We start from the raw sequence: 15915 nt of genomic DNA on the forward strand, positions 1-15915 counted from the left end.
CCTGTGACATTATTCAAAAAAAATATGGAGGTGCAAAATGGCTGAGATAAAAACGGTCCAAGAATGTGCAAAAATGATTTCAGATGGAAACTCGGTAATGGTTGGTGGCTTTCTAGGTATCGGTGCCCCATTACAAATGATTGATCAACTCGTTGAAAATGGTACGAAAAAATTAACTTTGATAAGTGTTGTGGGCTCATATCCAGGCGGAGGTTTTGACATTGGTAAATTGACTGCAAATCAGCAGGTTGAAAAATTTATTGGTGCACATATTGGAACAGATCCAGCACTCGTAGAAGGCTATAATAAGGGCACAATTGAAGTGGAGTTCAATCCTATGGGAACCTTTATCGAGAGAATCCGTGCGGCAGGCGCAGGACTCGGTGCTGTCATTACACCTGTAGGCATTGGAACTGAAGTAGAATCTTATGCTGAAAAGAGAATGTTTTTTGGCAAAGAGTATCTTGTATTTCCACCTTTAGGTGCCGATTTTGCAATTATAAAGGCAAAAGCTGCAGACCGATTGGGCAATTTGTTTTATGAAGGGACTTCAATGAATACAAACACGACAATGGCCACAGCAGGTAAAGTGGTTATCGCTGAAGTAGATGAAATCGTTGAAACAGGAGTGTTAAAGCCAAATGATATTGGAACACCGGGCATTTTTGTAGATTATATTGTCAAAGGATTATCGACAGAAGAAAGAAAAACGTTATTTGGTCAAATATGGGAAAAAGGAAATAAATTGAAATAGGGAGGGCATCATAATGAACAGTAGAGAAATCATCGCTAGAAGAATAGCGAAAGAATTTAACGATGGAGAGGTCGTTAATTTAGGGTTTGGAATGCCTACATTAGCAGCAAATTACATTCCAAATGGGATCAATGTCATTCTACAAACAGAAAATGGTGGACTGAGATTTGGTGGTGCACCCAAAAAAGGCGAGCAAAATCCGGATTTGGGTAATGCTGGTGGGGAACCCATTACAATGTTAGCTGGTGGGTCAGCTTTTGATTTGGCATTTTCCTTCTGTATCATTAGAGGCGGACATGTTGATACAACTGTGCTTGGTGCATTAGAAGTGGATCAAAATGGCAATATTTCAAATTGGAAAATACCTGGTAAATTTGTTCCTGGTATGGGAGGCGGCATGGATTTATTGGTGGGTGCTAAAAAAGTGGTTGCCGCACTCAATCATACAGATAAAGAGGGCAATTCAAAAATTTTGAAGTCATGTACTTTACCATTGTCAGCAGCGGGCGTTGTAAAGAGAATTATAACGGATAAAGCTGTGTTTGATGTAAAAGAGAGCGGCTTAGAATTAATAGAGATTGCACCTGGTCTTTCTGCGAAAGATATACAAAATATGACTGAGGCAAGTTTTACAATTTCAGAGGCTGTTCAAGAAATGCAAATTGGATAAGGGGGCTGTAATGGTATTTGATACACTTTCATTTGAAATGGTAAACAAAATTGGCATCTTGACGATCAATAAGCCGGAATCGTTAAATGCCTTGAACACAAAAGTCTTAAAGGAATTATCCATAGCTGTAGATCGAGTAAAAGAGCGCGAGGATGTGGATGTTCTTATTATTACAGGTGCAGGAAAAGCGTTTGTTGCAGGGGCGGATATAACAGAAATGAAAGATATGAATGCTCAAGAGGGCAGAGCTTTTGGCACCTTTGGGATGCACGTTTTTAGGAAAATAGAACTTTTAGAGAAGCCCGTCATTGCTGTTATAAATGGTTTTGCACTAGGAGGCGGCTGTGAACTCGCAATGTGTTGTGATATTAGAATTGCCAGTGAAAAAGCTAAATTTGGTCAACCTGAAGTAGGTCTCGGCATAACGCCAGGATTTGCAGGCACTCAGAGACTGACGAGACTGGTGGGTATGGGCAGGGCAAAAGAACTGATTTTTACGGCAGAAATCATAACGGCGGAACAAGCTCTCAATATTGGTTTGGTAAATAGTGTCGTATCGAGTGAAGCTTTGATGAGAACGGCACTTGCAATGGCAAATAAAATTTCTGCGAATGCGCAATTAGCTGTGAGATATGCCAAAAGTGCCATAAATAGGGGTTCAGAATCAGATATTGAAACTGCAATGGTCATTGAACAAGATTTGTTCGGTTTGTGCTTTGCGACACAAGATCAAAAAGAAGGTATGACTGCTTTTATTGAAAAACGTGTACCAGATTTTAAAACAATTTAGAGGAGACTAAATATGATGAATATTGGTGTTATTGGTGCTGGTACAATGGGTTCAGGCATTGTTCAGACATTTGCTCAATGTGGGTACTCTGTTTTTATGCGAGATATTGATGAAGCGTTTTTAGAACGCGGTATGGCGAATATCAAAAAGAACTTGTCGAGGGGCGTTCAAAAGGGAAAGATGACCGAAGAGGAAATGAAGCGCATTTTATCCCGAATTCAACCGACAACAGAACTTAGCGCTTTGGAAAATTGTGAGGTTATTGTAGAAGCTGCTGTGGAAAATATGGCGCTTAAAAAGAAGATCTTTTCAGAATTAGATCAAAACGTTAATTCTGAATGTATTTTTGCTACGAATAGCTCTTCTTTGTCGATAACAGAGGTTGCCAGCGCAACTCAGAGACCAGATCGCGTGATTGGGATGCATTTTTTTAATCCTGTACCCGTTATGAAACTTGTTGAAGTCATTAAGGGCATCCAAACAAGTGAAAAGACAAATGATGCAATTGTAAAACTATCAGAGAGTTTGGAAAAAGTGCCTGTGCAGGTAGAAGAGGGTCCGGGATTTGTTGTCAATCGTATTCTGATTCCAATGATCAATGAAGCAATTGGCATATTGGCAGAGGGTATTGCAACAGCTGAGGATATTGATAAAGCGATGATGCTAGGCGCAAATCACCCAATAGGGCCATTAGCCCTTGCAGATTTGATTGGAAATGATGTAAATTTAGCAATTATGGAAGTCCTTTATTCTGAGTTTGGAGATCCCAAATATAGACCCCACCCATATTTGAGAAAAATGGTCAGGGGTGGCGTGCTTGGAAGGAAAACAGGGCAAGGCTTCTATACGTATTAAATGACGTTATTTGATGTTTATGCCCGTGGCTTGTTATGAAACCAATTGCATCTACGCCGTTTGATTTTAAAAGGTGCCTTTTTCTAGATGATGGTTTTGACAATCCCCAGTATCAAGCAAAAAACGAGCAGATACATTTAAATAAGCAATCACAACTTTGAAAGGGGGACTTGTACTTGGAGTGCCCCTTTTAGCTTTGTAAGACTAATGTGTCCAAAAAGTTGGATAAAATCCAGAAAAATGGACAGTATACATAGTGGAAACACGCCAATGGATTAGAAAAAGTGCATGGCATTGATTTTGCATTAATATTGAGCAATGGTATAATTAATATATCTGGAGGTGTTTATGAATCCGAGTTTTAGAATGAGACTCTTTAAATGGTTTGTCATCGTTTCTGTGATTCCTTCTATCCTATTAGGAGGGTTTAGCTACTTGTTAATCAATCAAGAAATAGCTAAAAACACGGAGAATATGATCAATAATACAAACGATGGCATATATAATATGATAGATACGCAACAACGTGTTTTAGACCAGTGGCTTCCAAGTGCTGCAGAGGCTTTTGTAAGTCAATTGAATGCTCTGGGTGAAAGCCGGTTTGACTATAATGAGATGGTGAAGGTAGGAGACTATGTTATTCCAACATGGTACATTGGGGATCAAAAAATCACACATGATTATACTTTAGTGGACGAATTAATAGAAAAAGAAAAATTGCCTGCGACCATTTTTATGTTAGAAGATAATAAATTCCTAAGAGTGAGCACAAATGTTAGACAAGAAGATGGTAGTAGAATTATTGATACGGATATCTCATCAGGTCCCATTTATGATAAAATCATCAATGGACAAGTCTATCTGGGGCGTGCAAGTGTAGAAGGCATTATGCACGCAACCATTTATATGCCCATTTTTGATTCTGATCGAAAATTAATTGGCGCTTTTGTATTGGGTAGACGTGAAAGCGAGTACGAAATCATCAATGCCATAAAAAGAATCACAATAGCCAATAATGGTTACGTCATGATTATGGATTCAGATGCCAACATTATCATTCATCCTGAGCGTACAGGCGAAAATGTTATGGGATATGAGTGGATTCAGAGCATACTAAAACAGCAAAATGGCTCTATAAGGTATTCTTTTGATGGCACTGAGAAAATTGCTTATTTTAGGTATTATGAGCCTTGGGATTGGTATATCGTCTCCATTGGCATTTTAGATGACATACAAAGTGCTCCAAGAACCATGTTGAAATTGTTATTGACCACATTCATTATTTCAATTCTGATTTCATTGTTGATCGCTTACTTCATTTCCAAAGAGTTTTTCAAACCCATCAACAAACTTGTAAACTCATTAAAGTTAATGAAAAATGGGGACTTGTCTGTTCGTTTTACATCCTATAAGGATGAAGAATTTAAGTTTTTAAGCAATACGTTTAACGCATTAAGCTATACCTTTTCCATATTGATGGGCAGGCTAATTTCAAGTTCGAACAAGTTAAAAGAATCGTCAAAACGTGTATTGCTCGATTTAGATCGATCCATGGCGACACTCTCAAACTTAGAAAAAGACATTGAAGATTTAATGACGTATCCAATAAAATTATCTTCAGAAAGTAATCTTATTTATCTTAATGTGGATTACTCCAATGATATGATTGAATCATTAGAGCTTTTAAGGCAAAAATTGCCTAAATATATCAACGCGAGCAATGAAGAGGTCATGGAGATTATTACTCTTATTGATGACCTTAAAAAGCAAATAGACGTCAAAAATGAAGCAACGGTAAATCACGGCGATGATATGGAAATTAATAATCGCTTTAATGCCATTTACATTGAAATTCAAAAACTGAAATTGCTCATTGATAATATTGTCAATTCATCTTCAAGTCTGGATGAAATTGCAACTGAGGTGGACAAACAAGTGAACATCTTTAAAACTGAAAACGACCCATATATTGAATAGCGGAGGTTTGGTTTGAAGGCAAAAGATATCATGAATTGCTTTTTTGTTGAGTGTCTCATTTCGGATAGTGCAGACACGATTAAAAATAAAATGTTGGAAGCACAGTCTGATTTTGCTTTGGTTGTAGATAAGCATGGAAAGTACATGGGCATTATCTACGCCAATGCAGTTTTTAGATGGCATAATATGAGTCATTCGTGCGCAGATCTATTTGAAGCAATGCCTTCAATTTTAGAAGATGCTGATTTGAAGGCTGTCCATGACAACTATAAATCCGTAATACCTGTGGTGAATAAAGATCAATATCCAGTGGGTATCATTCAAATGAAAGAAATCTTTGACTTATGGCAAAGCGAGCAAAAGGAAAATAATTATCAAAAGAAAGGGCCTTCAAGTAGATCCGCCAAGTATACGATTGACGATATCGTTGGACATACGCATGCTATAATGAGCCTTAAAGAGCGTATTATATCAGCAGCTAAGGTAAAGTCAACGGTTCTCATTATGGGCGAAACTGGTGTGGGCAAGGAACTTGTTGCACAAGCAATTGCCAATCTAAGTGCAAGGCGGTTTAAATCTTTTGTAAGGATAAATTGTGCAGCAATACCTGAAAGCCTATTGGAATCTGAATTATTTGGTTACGAAGCTGGAGCCTATACAGGGGCTTTAAAAGGCGGTAACCTAGGCAAGTTTGAAATTGCAGATGGTGGCACAATATTATTAGATGAAATAGGGGATATGCAACTTGTGATGCAGGCGAAAATTCTAAGGGTTTTGCAGGAGAGAGAGATTGAAAAAATTGGGGGGAGATATCCGATTCCTGTTGACGTTCGCATTATTGCGGCAACACATGCTGATTTGGATCGGATGATGAATGAGAATACTTTTAGACATGATTTGTATTATCGCTTAAATGTAATTCCCATTCACATACCACCTTTGCGAGACCATATAGAGGATATTGAGGCGCTGTTTTTATATTTTATGGAGAAGTGTTCTATTGAAATGGAGATTGAAATCCCTACAGTAGAATCTGGTGTATTTGAAATGTTGAGTCATTATCATTGGCCAGGCAATATCCGAGAATTGAAAAATCTTGTGGAGATGCTTGCAGCTTCAAGTAATGGCAGAATCACAAAGGGGATGCTGTCCTCTTATTTTACAGATAAAATGGATCTGCATGATTCAAACGAGAATTATTTAAAACTCAATGCCTTTGAAGCTGAACGGGAGATGATTTTGAAATATTTAAAAGTACATGACAACAATAAAAACAAAGTTGCCGATGTCTTGGGGATTTCTAGAAGTACACTTTATAATAAGTTGAAGAGATATCAAATTAAATAAGGAATACCTTATTGCAATAAAAAGAGTACGCTGCAACTTCAGTAAGTAAAATTATACGATGGAAACTTGAAGAAAAAAGCAAAGATTCCTCAATAAAAGTCGTTTCAAAAAAGCGAAGTTATTTGAGAAATCTTTTTTTATGTATTCTATTCAAAACGCATGGCATCACTTTTGAACAAAATGTAATAGACTGGTAAAGCAAAACGATGTATGATTATTGAGTGAGGATAATTTCAATGGGTAAATGAGCTAAACAAGTGAGTTTAAAGCTTTTTTAGGAGATTTTTAAATGATAAAAAAAAACATATATCAAATGCATGAATTAACAACGAATAGACAGCGATTGAGCATTAAAATATACGCATTTATTTATATTATCGGGCTATTAGGATCATCCATTTCTATTATATCAAACCCCTTGAATACAGTAGATGGGAAATTAAAACAATTGATACCTGTGGGTATTGTAATAACATTTTCTTTAGTAATGCTCTATGTGCTCTACAGAGCCATAGGCAAGGTGAATTGGATAGACAAGGGCATTTTTGTGATGACCTTATTGCTTTACGGGATCATAACGGTGGTCTCCATTGGTAAAATACTGAGTGTTGTGATCTGGGTGCCTATATTTATTGTCTTCTTATTCACTTTAATGGACATAAAACTGAGTTACATATTGATAACAGTACATCTCATTGTGACAATTCTTTATAATATGAAATACCCAGCCTATCATTACGAAGTGACAAAGTCCACATATGTCAGCATGTACACGATTATATTAATTCTTCTGATTACGGTGCCCAAAGTACTCAATCTCTTTCAAGACTATCAAAAAAAAATTTCAGAAGATAATGAAGCCTTGTTAAAGAAGAATAAGCATGTAAATGTATTACTTGAGGATAATGCCGCGAAAAATATGCAATTAACTGAGATTGCCTATAAAGATGCAGTGACCAATTTACTAAACAGACAGGGGTTCATCAAGGCTTTAGGAGACTGCCTGGAAAAGACAGATAATAGGGATTTATCGGTGTTGCTCATAGACATCGTTCAATTTAGAAATATCAATAGTGTTTACGGCTACGGATTTGGGGACAAAGTACTGAGAAAGATATCTGAATTGTTAGGCAATCCGAAGTTTAAGGCGAAGCATATTGCAAGAGTTGGAAATGATACTTTTGCAGTGGTTATTACAGATTTGAAAATAGATGAACTTGAAAAGCGGATTAACAAGGATTTGGGATATTCTATTTTCTTAGAGGAATTGAGCATAAATATCAAGTACAGAATAGGGATTTCTGCGTGTAATTCCAATAAGAAAACTGCGGAAATATTGTTAAATGAAGCAGATATTGCACTGAGTAAAACCAAAGAACTTCATACGATGAATTACTTTATTTATGATCTTAAATTGGACTATGAAATTAAAAATAGATTTAGCATGATTTGGGCACTGGATCAAGCAATAGAAACAAAGCAGATTTTCATGGTGTATCAGCCTATTTATGACATGGCAGCTGGAAAAGTTGTCAGTGTTGAAGCATTGGCCAGATGGCAAGATGATGTCTTTGGCAATATTTCACCAGATGTATTTATTGAGCTTGCAGAAAAATCGACTCTGATTCATCCACTTGGAGATCTCATTATAGAATCGGTATGTCAATTTGCCAGACGCCTCGATGATGTGGAGAGTGATTGCTGTGTGACGATTAATATTTCATCCAGACAATTAGGCAGAGAGGATTTTGCTGAAATGTTTTTGGAGCAAATCGACGCCTATAGTATAAATCCTCAAAAAATTGGTGTGGAAATCACAGAATCTATATTGATAGAGCGATTTGAGCTGGTTGTGGAGCATTTGAATAGGCTTCGCAATAGAGGTATTAAAATTTATTTGGATGACTTTGGAACGGGGTACTCATCCTTAAACTATTTAGATCAATTGCCAATTGATGTGCTTAAAATAGATAAAAGCTTTGTGGATGAAATTTTGATTTCCAATAGGAAAAGGCATATTTTAGAAACCATCATATCCTTGGCAAGGCAATTTGATTTGAATGTGCTTGCAGAAGGGGTAGAGACGAGAGAACAAGCTGAGTTGTTAGAAAAAATGGGTGTTCATCGGATGCAGGGCTATTATTATTCGATGCCTTTAAAAGAAAATGAGGTTTATCATGCCATATGAAATGATAAACCTCATTTTTTAAAAGTATGCTATGTTCACAAATCGTACATGTGCTAAGTACCTATATTTTAAAGATTTGTCATATATGAAAAAAAGATGTTGGATTTAATGATTAAAGGGTAATAAGTACAATGAGTAATTAACCAGTTATCGGAGGTGTCATATGAATACAGTACAACTAGAAAGAATGAAAAATGATAAAGGTTTTATTGCAGCGCTTGATCAGAGTGGCGGTAGCACACCAAAAGCGCTTGCAAACTACGGTATAGCACAAGATGCTTATAAGGATGAAGCTGAGATGTTTCAGCTTGTACATGAAATGCGTACACGTATTATGAAAAGTACCGCATTTACAAAAGAAAAAATTCTTGCGGCGATTTTATTTGAAAATACAATGGATCTGAAAGTAGATGGACAATATAGTGCTGATTATCTTTGGGAAACAAAGGGGATCGTGCCTATTTTGAAAGTAGATAAAGGCCTGGCAGATTTGGAGAATGGGGTTCAATTGATGAAACCGATTCCAAATCTTGAAACTTTGTTGGCACGTGCTCAAGAGCGTCATATTTTTGGCACTAAAATGCGTTCCGTTATAAAAGAAGTAAACGAAGCGGGCATAAAAGCCATCGTCAAGCAACAGTTTGAAATTGCGAAGGTGATTATTGCGGCTGGATTTGTGCCCATCATAGAACCAGAAGTGGATATTCATACTGTGAATAAACAAGCTGCAGAGGATATTCTTAAAAAAGAATTGATAGAGCAATTGAAATCACTTACTCCAGATCAAAAAGTAATGTTTAAGCTCACAATTCCAGAAGTGGATAGTTTTTATGAAGTGCTTGCAGATCATCCTAATGTGGTAAGGGTCGTTGCGCTATCAGGCGGCTATTCCAGAGAAGAAGCCAATTCAAAACTTTCTAGAAATCGCAAGTTGATTGCGAGTTTTTCTAGAGCATTGACAGAAGGTTTAAATGCAAACCAAAGTGATGCTGAGTTTGATCAGATGATTGGTCAATCGATCCAGTCCATTTATGAGGCTTCAATACAGCCATAATGGCTCTAAATTGTTATTCAATCGTTTGATTTATAAAGATGAGAAGGTTTGCTCCTGTGATTTTTCGCAGAGGCAAACCCTTTTTAATGCAACAAGATTTGAGCCAAAAGCTGTGCTGAGGGATGTTCAACCTCAAACAGCGTCAGCGAAAATCGTTTTGAGGCATCGGGAGATGCCTCAAATGTTGCTGTATGCAAGATTTGAGCCAAAAGCTGTGCTGAGGGATGTTCAACCTCAAATAGCGTCAACGAAAATTGTTTTGAGGCATCGGGAGATGCCTCAAATGTTGTTTATGTGGTAGAGACTTGAAGATATCAATCATTATGTTAATATAATCCTTGAGGAGATGTCCCCCACTTCTCAAAGTGGGGGAGCATATTCCTAATTCAGTGGGAGTTCAAATGCCCACTGAATGCAATCCGATAGGATTGCTCAAGGGTTACGAAGGTAGCGAAGCGGACTGAGTATAAAGCCTCAAAACAGGAATTTTTTCTTGAGGAGTAAGGGTTACGAAGGTAGCGAAGCGGACTGAGTATAAAGCCCCAAAACAGGAATTTTTTCTTGAGGAGTAAGGGTTACGAAGGTAGCGAAGCGGACTGAGTATAAAGCCTCAAAACAGGAATTTTTCCTTGAGGAGTAAGGGTTACGAAGGTAGCGAAGCGGACTGAGTATACGCTTTGAAAATTGTTAAAAAATTTAATTTTGTAAAAAACATAAATGTTAGGAGCTGATTGGTATGAATAAAAATAAACTAGTGGTTGTTGGTCTTGGGCACGTGGGCTCATATGTCTTAGCAGATGCCATGAAAATGGGGTTGTTTGCAGAGATCGGTACGATTGATATTTTAGAAAATGTCGCTTTTGGCGAGGCACTTGATCAAGCGCAAGCCACGGCTTTAACCTATATGACGAATGTGACTGTAAAGAGCGGTGGCTATGAGCAATGCGCGGATGCAGATGTCATTATCGTAGCAGCAGGACCAAGTGTCTTACCAAATCCTGACGATCCTGAAGGAGAACCTGATCGTACTCTACTGACTAAAACCAACTGTAAGGTGATTCGTGAAGTTATGACAGGCATTACACAATACACGAGAGAGGCCATTATTATTTTGATCACCAATCCATTGGACACCATGGTCTATATCGCTGAAAATGAATTTGATTATCCTGTTGGACGCGTATTTGGAACTGGCACGATGTTGGATTCAGCAAGGTTACGCAAATTAATCGCAGACACATATCAAATTGATCCAAAGTCTGTTTCAGGATATATGATGGGAGAGCATGGCAGTACAGCTTTTCCTGTTCTCAGTCATGTGAATGTTGCAGGCATTCCCTTTAGTGAGTTAAACCAGTATTTTAAACCAACAGAAGACATTCAAGATCCTGAAGTGGTTAAAACTTCAATTATCAGTGCCGCCTATAAAGTTTTTAACGGCAAGGGGTGGACCAATGCAGGGGTAGCTCAAGCGGCGGTGACTATGGCGAAGGCCGTGCTGTTGGATGAAAAAAGCGTTTATCCAGCGTCTACAACTTTGCGTGGTCAATACGGTCATGATGGGGACGTGGCCTTTAGTATGCCCTGTATTATCGGACGTGAAGGTATTTTAAAACAATTGCCAGTGGCTTTAAATGCATGGGAAACTCAGAAACTTGAAGATTCTATTGCCTTTATCAAGGCAACTATGTTGGATGCTCAAACGGGTCCCCAAAAGTAACTTCTATAGGCACCTTAATGTCATCTCTGAAAAATTAGATTTAACAGGTGTTGACATCAAGGTGCTTTTTTGATTGATATCCTTTTTTAATCATGATACCCTTTTTCTATACAGAGAAAATCCGACAAATTCGTGCAGGAAAAGTCGGTCAATCTATTTTATATTCATGTAGAGTGGAAAGAGAAGGGAACCCAATGGAAGGCTTAAATAATATCAATCAGGTCATTCAATATATTGAAGCAAATTTGGATCAAAAGTTAGATTTAAAAGTGGCGGCTCAAAAAGCATACTTATCAGAATATCAGCTCTCACGATTGTTCACACAGCTTTTTGGCATCAGTATATCGGAGTATATAAGGCGAAGAAGACTCACCTTGGCGGCGTATGAAATTCAGAATACCCGGATAAGAGTTCTGGATCTAGCACTTAAATACGGTTATGAATCTGCCGATGCTTTTTCAAGAGCATTTAAAAAACTGCATAATGTCACGCCTACAGAGGCTAAGAAAGCGGGTGCTCAAGTGGTTGCCTTTCCGAAGTTGTCCGTTGCAATTGACATCAAAGGCGAATCGGAAATTCACTATAGAATTGAATCCACGCATTCGGAGATTGAGGTGATCGGTCAATCGTTTAAAATTTCAATGGCACGGGCAACGGAGGAAATTCCCAATATATGGAATGTGTTAAATCGTTCCGGTCAATTGGAGATATTGGCCAATCAAAGAGATGCATCAGTCAAGATTTTAGGCGGTTTGTTGGGTATTTACAGTGATGAGGGGGACCTATTGGATGGAGAGTACCGCTATTTTATAGGCGCGAGAAAGCATGGCGAGATGACTCACTCATTTAAATCCTTCTGCATCAAGAGTGGCAGGTGGCTTGTCTTTACAGATATCTCTGAGGCGCGACGAAAACTTTTTTCTGAGTGGATTCCAACTTTGGGATATACCTTAGATCAAAGGCCCTTTATTGAATGTATTTTTGGTCCTTTCAGCACTTCAAAAGATGAATTATGGGTTCCAATCAAATGATGCCTTAATTTGGGGATTTAATTTGAAAAGGAGAGAACATGAATAAAATTAAAATCAAAGGTGCAACACTTCACAATCTTAAAAACATGGATATTGAAATTCCAAAAAACCAACTCGTTGTGGCCACTGGTGTCAGTGGTTCTGGAAAGTCAAGTCTCATGTTCGATATCGTATTTGAGGAAGGTCGGAAACAATATTTAAAATCGCTAGGAATACTGAACGATATTGAATCCGTAGAAAAATTCTCAACCATAGAAGGTCTCGGGCCGACGATTGCCGTTAAGCAAAATATAATAAGACAAAGTAATCCCCGTTCAACAGTGGGCTCGAGAACAAAGGTGCTCAGTATGCTCAGCATGTTGCTTTCGACATATGGAAACATCAGATGCAGTTCTTGTGACACCATTATAGAGCATGGCATGATTTGTGAAGCTTGTGGCGAAGAAATGGAAAGACTTGATCTGAATTATTTCTCTTACAACCATCCCAATGGCATGTGTCCAACTTGTTCGGGGCGAGGTTACTTTTATGACTTTGACTTAGAAGCACTCATACCGAATGAAACGACAACGCTTGGGCAGGTCTTTGATTCGGTTCAGTTGTCCAGTGGATTCATGAGATTGGTTGAAAGGCGTTTTGGAGCGTATTTGGCAATTCCCTTTTGGTCACTTCCAGAAGCGGTGCGCTTAGACGTTCTATACGGGCATCAAGTGTCCAATGCCTCTGATAAAGTGAGCTTTTGTCTAAGTCGTTTATTTCAAAGTAGAATGGCAAGAGATATAGAAGACACCCAGGGCTTTTATTTTAAAAAACACTGTGAAGATTGTGAGGGTTCAAGAATAGGTGAAGATGCCAGAGCATATTTAATAGAAGGCAAGCATATAGGGGAACTCGCTCAAATGACAATCAGTCATTTATTAGAAGTGATGAAGAGGTATAAAGCGACATCGGCTTTACCCTATAGTGGACAGAAACTAACCTCAGAAATTATTGAAAAGTTAGAAGGTATGGTTGAAGCCAAACTAGGTCATTTGACATTATATAGGGAAATGCCCACACTGAGTGGTGGAGAGATACAGCGCCTGTTTCTCTTTAATCATTTAGCCAGCAAGTTAGATTCTCTGATCTATGTCTTAGACGAGCCCACAGTGGGCTTGCATGAATCTGAAAAAATTGAACTGATGATAGCCATCAATCACTTAAAGGACATCGGTAATACGGTTTTAGTCGTTGAACATGATGCACTGGTAATATCTCAAGCGGACCATGTGATTGATATTGGACCTTACGCAGGTGTCAATGGTGGTGAAATTATGTATCAAGGCTCATATGATGGACTTCTCAAAGATGAAAAATCAGTGACCGGCCTGTATTTATCTGGTCGAATGCAATTGCCAAGTCGCCAATTGAAATCACGTGAAGCATTGCTCAATTCGGAAAAGATTTCAATTGTGGACGCATGTACGAACAACTTAAAACATATTACGGTTCAGATGCCTCAAAACGCGTTAGTGGGCATATGCGGCGTTTCCGGTAGTGGGAAGAGTTCACTTATCTCCCAAACGCTGATTGAGCGCCTTAAAGCACATTTTAAAGGCATGAGCACAGCAAAGCAATCTCTGTTGGGCATGGCTAACGTCGATAATTATTGTGAAATTTCTCAAGCGCCGATTGGTCGAAATATCAATTCAACACCAGCTTCTTATACAGGCATCTGGGATAAGATCCGAAAACTTTTTGCGGAGCAACCCACGGCGAAAGCGAAAGATTTTAATGCAGGGCACTTTTCTTTTAATTCAAAAGGCGCTTGTGAAAAATGCGGTGGTTCAGGTACAGAAACCATTTGGGTGGGGGGCGATCAGAAGATCACATCCGTATGTGAGACCTGCAAGGGGAAACGGTTTAACGATGCTTCTTTAACGGTTTTGTATCATGGGAAAAGTATCTATGACGTTCTTGAAATGAGTATTGCTGAGGGGATTGAATTATTCAAGTCTGAATCCAGTATCGTCAAAATTTTAAAACAGATGGATGCCATCGGCATGGGTTACATTAAGCTGGGACAACCCACATCTACATTAAGTGGTGGTGAAGCGCAGCGGATCAAGCTTGCCAAAGAATTATCGAAGAAAAAAAGTGGCCATACACTCTATATCTTAGATGAACCCACCACAGGGTTAAGCCTCTTTGACACAAGCAAGTTGATCTTATTATTAGATCAATTGGTCACAGAGGGTAATTCGGTGTGGGTCGTTGAACATGACACGCATGTCCTTGGTGCTTGCGATTGGTTAGTGGAAATTGGTCCTGTTGGAGGCGAGAATGGAGGCTATGTTATAGCAGAAGGAACGCCTGAGGATTTAAAGACCAATCCCAATTCCAAAACAGGGAGGTATTTATGATGGTCAAACCAATAGAACAGATCTATAAAGAGTTTCCTACACTTAATAGCGTGTTGATCATGAAAAATGATCAAATGTCAAATGAAAGTTATTTTAATGGCTATACGTCTTCGATGCCTCAACATTTAGCATCTGTGACCAAGAGTATTATGTCATTACTCGTTGGAATTGCAATAGATCAGGGATTGATTCATAGTGTTGAAGATAAAGTGCTTGATTACTTCCCAGAACATGCAAGTCATGCTACAATGATTCAAAAATCAATTCGAATTAAACACTTGTTGACCATGACTGCGCCATTTGCATTTTCCATGAAATCTATGGATGGACGCCCTTTCGAACCTTTAGATAGATTGAGAAGACAAAAGGATTGGGTAAAGTATATTATCAGTTTAATGGGGAAGGGTAATCTGACCAATCGTTTTCAGTATTCAACGCCAAGCACGCATTTGCTGTCAGCAGTAATCACTAAAACCAGTGGTCAGTCCGCAAGGACTTTTGCCAATGAAAATCTATTTTCTCCAATTGGAATCGACGCAATAGAGGCAATACAGATGACTTCATTTAAACTGGAAGATTTATTTGGAGAGCAAATGAACGGTTGGGTGCATGATCCTCAAGGAATCAATACAGGCGGTTGGGGCATAGCTTTAATACCTAGGGCAATGATTCAATTGGGACAACTGATAATGCATGAAGGACAATTTAAAGGACAGCGTGTTATTTCAAAAGAGTGGATTGAATCTGCCACAAAAGAACAAGTTGAAGGCTATGGTTACTTGTGGTGGATTAAAGAGATACGAGGCTTTAATGTATCAGCGGCGTTAGGGTATGGGGGCAATATCATTGCCTGTATCCCGAAGCTGGATGCGATTGTCGTCACCACAGGGCAGATGAGGCGCAAATCGGTCGATCCTTGGGCGTTACTAGATCGGATTATCCAGATGATTTTGCTTCAATGAAAAAGTTATAAAAAAGTGTACTCCCTGGGGTACATTTTTTTTGCGGTGTGCCAAGCATGGCACTAATCTAGCTGGTGTAAGTCCAGTCGCGGGTATTTACCGCCAAGCGTAGCGAACCACAAGTTGGTATCAGTAATGGTATGGATGAAGGAAGTGGTGTAGCAA

Annotated in this window: 12 protein-coding genes; all 12 read left to right on the forward strand. The window is 38.6% G+C overall.

The window, feature by feature from the left end:
• The first annotated feature begins 37 nt into the window (after nt 1–37).
• Complete coding sequence (locus ISU02_RS21020) at nt 38–754, forward strand: CoA transferase subunit A (protein WP_194703819.1); 717 nt, start codon at nt 38–40, stop codon at nt 752–754.
• A gap of 13 nt (nt 755–767) precedes the next feature.
• The gene (locus tag ISU02_RS21025) at nt 768–1424 is read left to right on the forward strand and encodes a 3-oxoacid CoA-transferase subunit B (RefSeq protein WP_194703820.1); all 657 of its coding nucleotides are present in this window, start codon (nt 768–770) and stop codon (nt 1422–1424) included.
• A 10-nt stretch (nt 1425–1434) separates the two neighbouring features.
• On the forward strand, nt 1435–2214 hold the full coding sequence (locus ISU02_RS21030; protein WP_194703821.1) for an enoyl-CoA hydratase-related protein: 780 nt from the start codon (nt 1435–1437) through the stop codon (nt 2212–2214).
• Between the two features lie 12 nt (nt 2215–2226).
• Nucleotides 2227–3069: a 3-hydroxybutyryl-CoA dehydrogenase gene (locus ISU02_RS21035; protein ID WP_194703822.1), complete on the forward strand. Its 843-nt coding sequence runs from the start codon at nt 2227–2229 to the stop codon at nt 3067–3069.
• A 348-nt stretch (nt 3070–3417) separates the two neighbouring features.
• On the forward strand, nt 3418–5046 hold the full coding sequence (locus tag ISU02_RS21040) for a Cache 3/Cache 2 fusion domain-containing protein (protein ID WP_194703823.1): 1629 nt from the start codon (nt 3418–3420) through the stop codon (nt 5044–5046).
• Between the two features lie 12 nt (nt 5047–5058).
• Complete coding sequence (locus ISU02_RS21045; protein WP_194703824.1) at nt 5059–6393, forward strand: sigma-54 interaction domain-containing protein; 1335 nt, start codon at nt 5059–5061, stop codon at nt 6391–6393.
• 289 nt (nt 6394–6682) lie between these two features.
• Entirely contained in the window at nt 6683–8581 is a 1899-nt protein-coding gene (locus ISU02_RS21050; RefSeq protein ID WP_194703825.1) for a putative bifunctional diguanylate cyclase/phosphodiesterase, read from the forward strand.
• Between the two features lie 163 nt (nt 8582–8744).
• Nucleotides 8745–9635 (forward strand): fructose bisphosphate aldolase, encoded by an 891-nt coding sequence (locus ISU02_RS21055; RefSeq protein ID WP_194703826.1) that lies wholly within the window; start codon nt 8745–8747, stop codon nt 9633–9635.
• A 736-nt stretch (nt 9636–10371) separates the two neighbouring features.
• Nucleotides 10372–11355, forward strand: coding sequence for a lactate/malate family dehydrogenase (locus ISU02_RS21060; RefSeq protein ID WP_194703827.1), 984 nt, complete (start codon nt 10372–10374; stop codon nt 11353–11355).
• Nucleotides 11356–11549: 194 nt separating this feature from the next.
• Nucleotides 11550–12386 (forward strand): AraC family transcriptional regulator, encoded by an 837-nt coding sequence (locus ISU02_RS21065; protein WP_194703828.1) that lies wholly within the window; start codon nt 11550–11552, stop codon nt 12384–12386.
• 38 nt (nt 12387–12424) lie between these two features.
• Nucleotides 12425–14788, forward strand: coding sequence for an ATP-binding cassette domain-containing protein (locus tag ISU02_RS21070; RefSeq protein ID WP_194703829.1), 2364 nt, complete (start codon nt 12425–12427; stop codon nt 14786–14788).
• On the forward strand, nt 14785–15750 hold the full coding sequence (locus tag ISU02_RS21075; RefSeq protein WP_194703830.1) for a serine hydrolase domain-containing protein: 966 nt from the start codon (nt 14785–14787) through the stop codon (nt 15748–15750). Before ISU02_RS21070 ends, ISU02_RS21075 begins: the two co-directional genes overlap by 4 nt.
• Nucleotides 15751–15915: the final 165 nt, after the last annotated feature.

This window comes from Fusibacter ferrireducens (genome assembly GCF_015352425.1).
GTDB classification, from domain to species: Bacteria; Bacillota; Clostridia; order Peptostreptococcales; family Acidaminobacteraceae; genus Fusibacter_A; species Fusibacter_A ferrireducens.

Bases quoted from the DNA above. Each gene is read 5' to 3' on its own strand.
- ISU02_RS21020 (WP_194703819.1), top strand. From the start codon at position 38: ATGGCTGAGATAAAAACGGTCCAAGAATGTGCAAAAATGATTTCAGAT.
- ISU02_RS21025 (WP_194703820.1), top strand. From the start codon at position 768: ATGAACAGTAGAGAAATCATCGCTAGAAGAATAGCGAAAGAATTTAAC.
- ISU02_RS21030 (WP_194703821.1), top strand. From the start codon at position 1,435: ATGGTATTTGATACACTTTCATTTGAAATGGTAAACAAAATTGGCATC.
- ISU02_RS21035 (WP_194703822.1), top strand. From the start codon at position 2,227: ATGATGAATATTGGTGTTATTGGTGCTGGTACAATGGGTTCAGGCATT.
- ISU02_RS21040 (WP_194703823.1), top strand. From the start codon at position 3,418: ATGAATCCGAGTTTTAGAATGAGACTCTTTAAATGGTTTGTCATCGTT.
- ISU02_RS21050 (WP_194703825.1), top strand. From the start codon at position 6,683: ATGATAAAAAAAAACATATATCAAATGCATGAATTAACAACGAATAGA.
- ISU02_RS21055 (WP_194703826.1), top strand. From the start codon at position 8,745: ATGAATACAGTACAACTAGAAAGAATGAAAAATGATAAAGGTTTTATT.
- ISU02_RS21060 (WP_194703827.1), top strand. From the start codon at position 10,372: ATGAATAAAAATAAACTAGTGGTTGTTGGTCTTGGGCACGTGGGCTCA.
- ISU02_RS21065 (WP_194703828.1), top strand. From the start codon at position 11,550: ATGGAAGGCTTAAATAATATCAATCAGGTCATTCAATATATTGAAGCA.
- ISU02_RS21070 (WP_194703829.1), top strand. From the start codon at position 12,425: ATGAATAAAATTAAAATCAAAGGTGCAACACTTCACAATCTTAAAAAC.
- ISU02_RS21075 (WP_194703830.1), top strand. From the start codon at position 14,785: ATGATGGTCAAACCAATAGAACAGATCTATAAAGAGTTTCCTACACTT.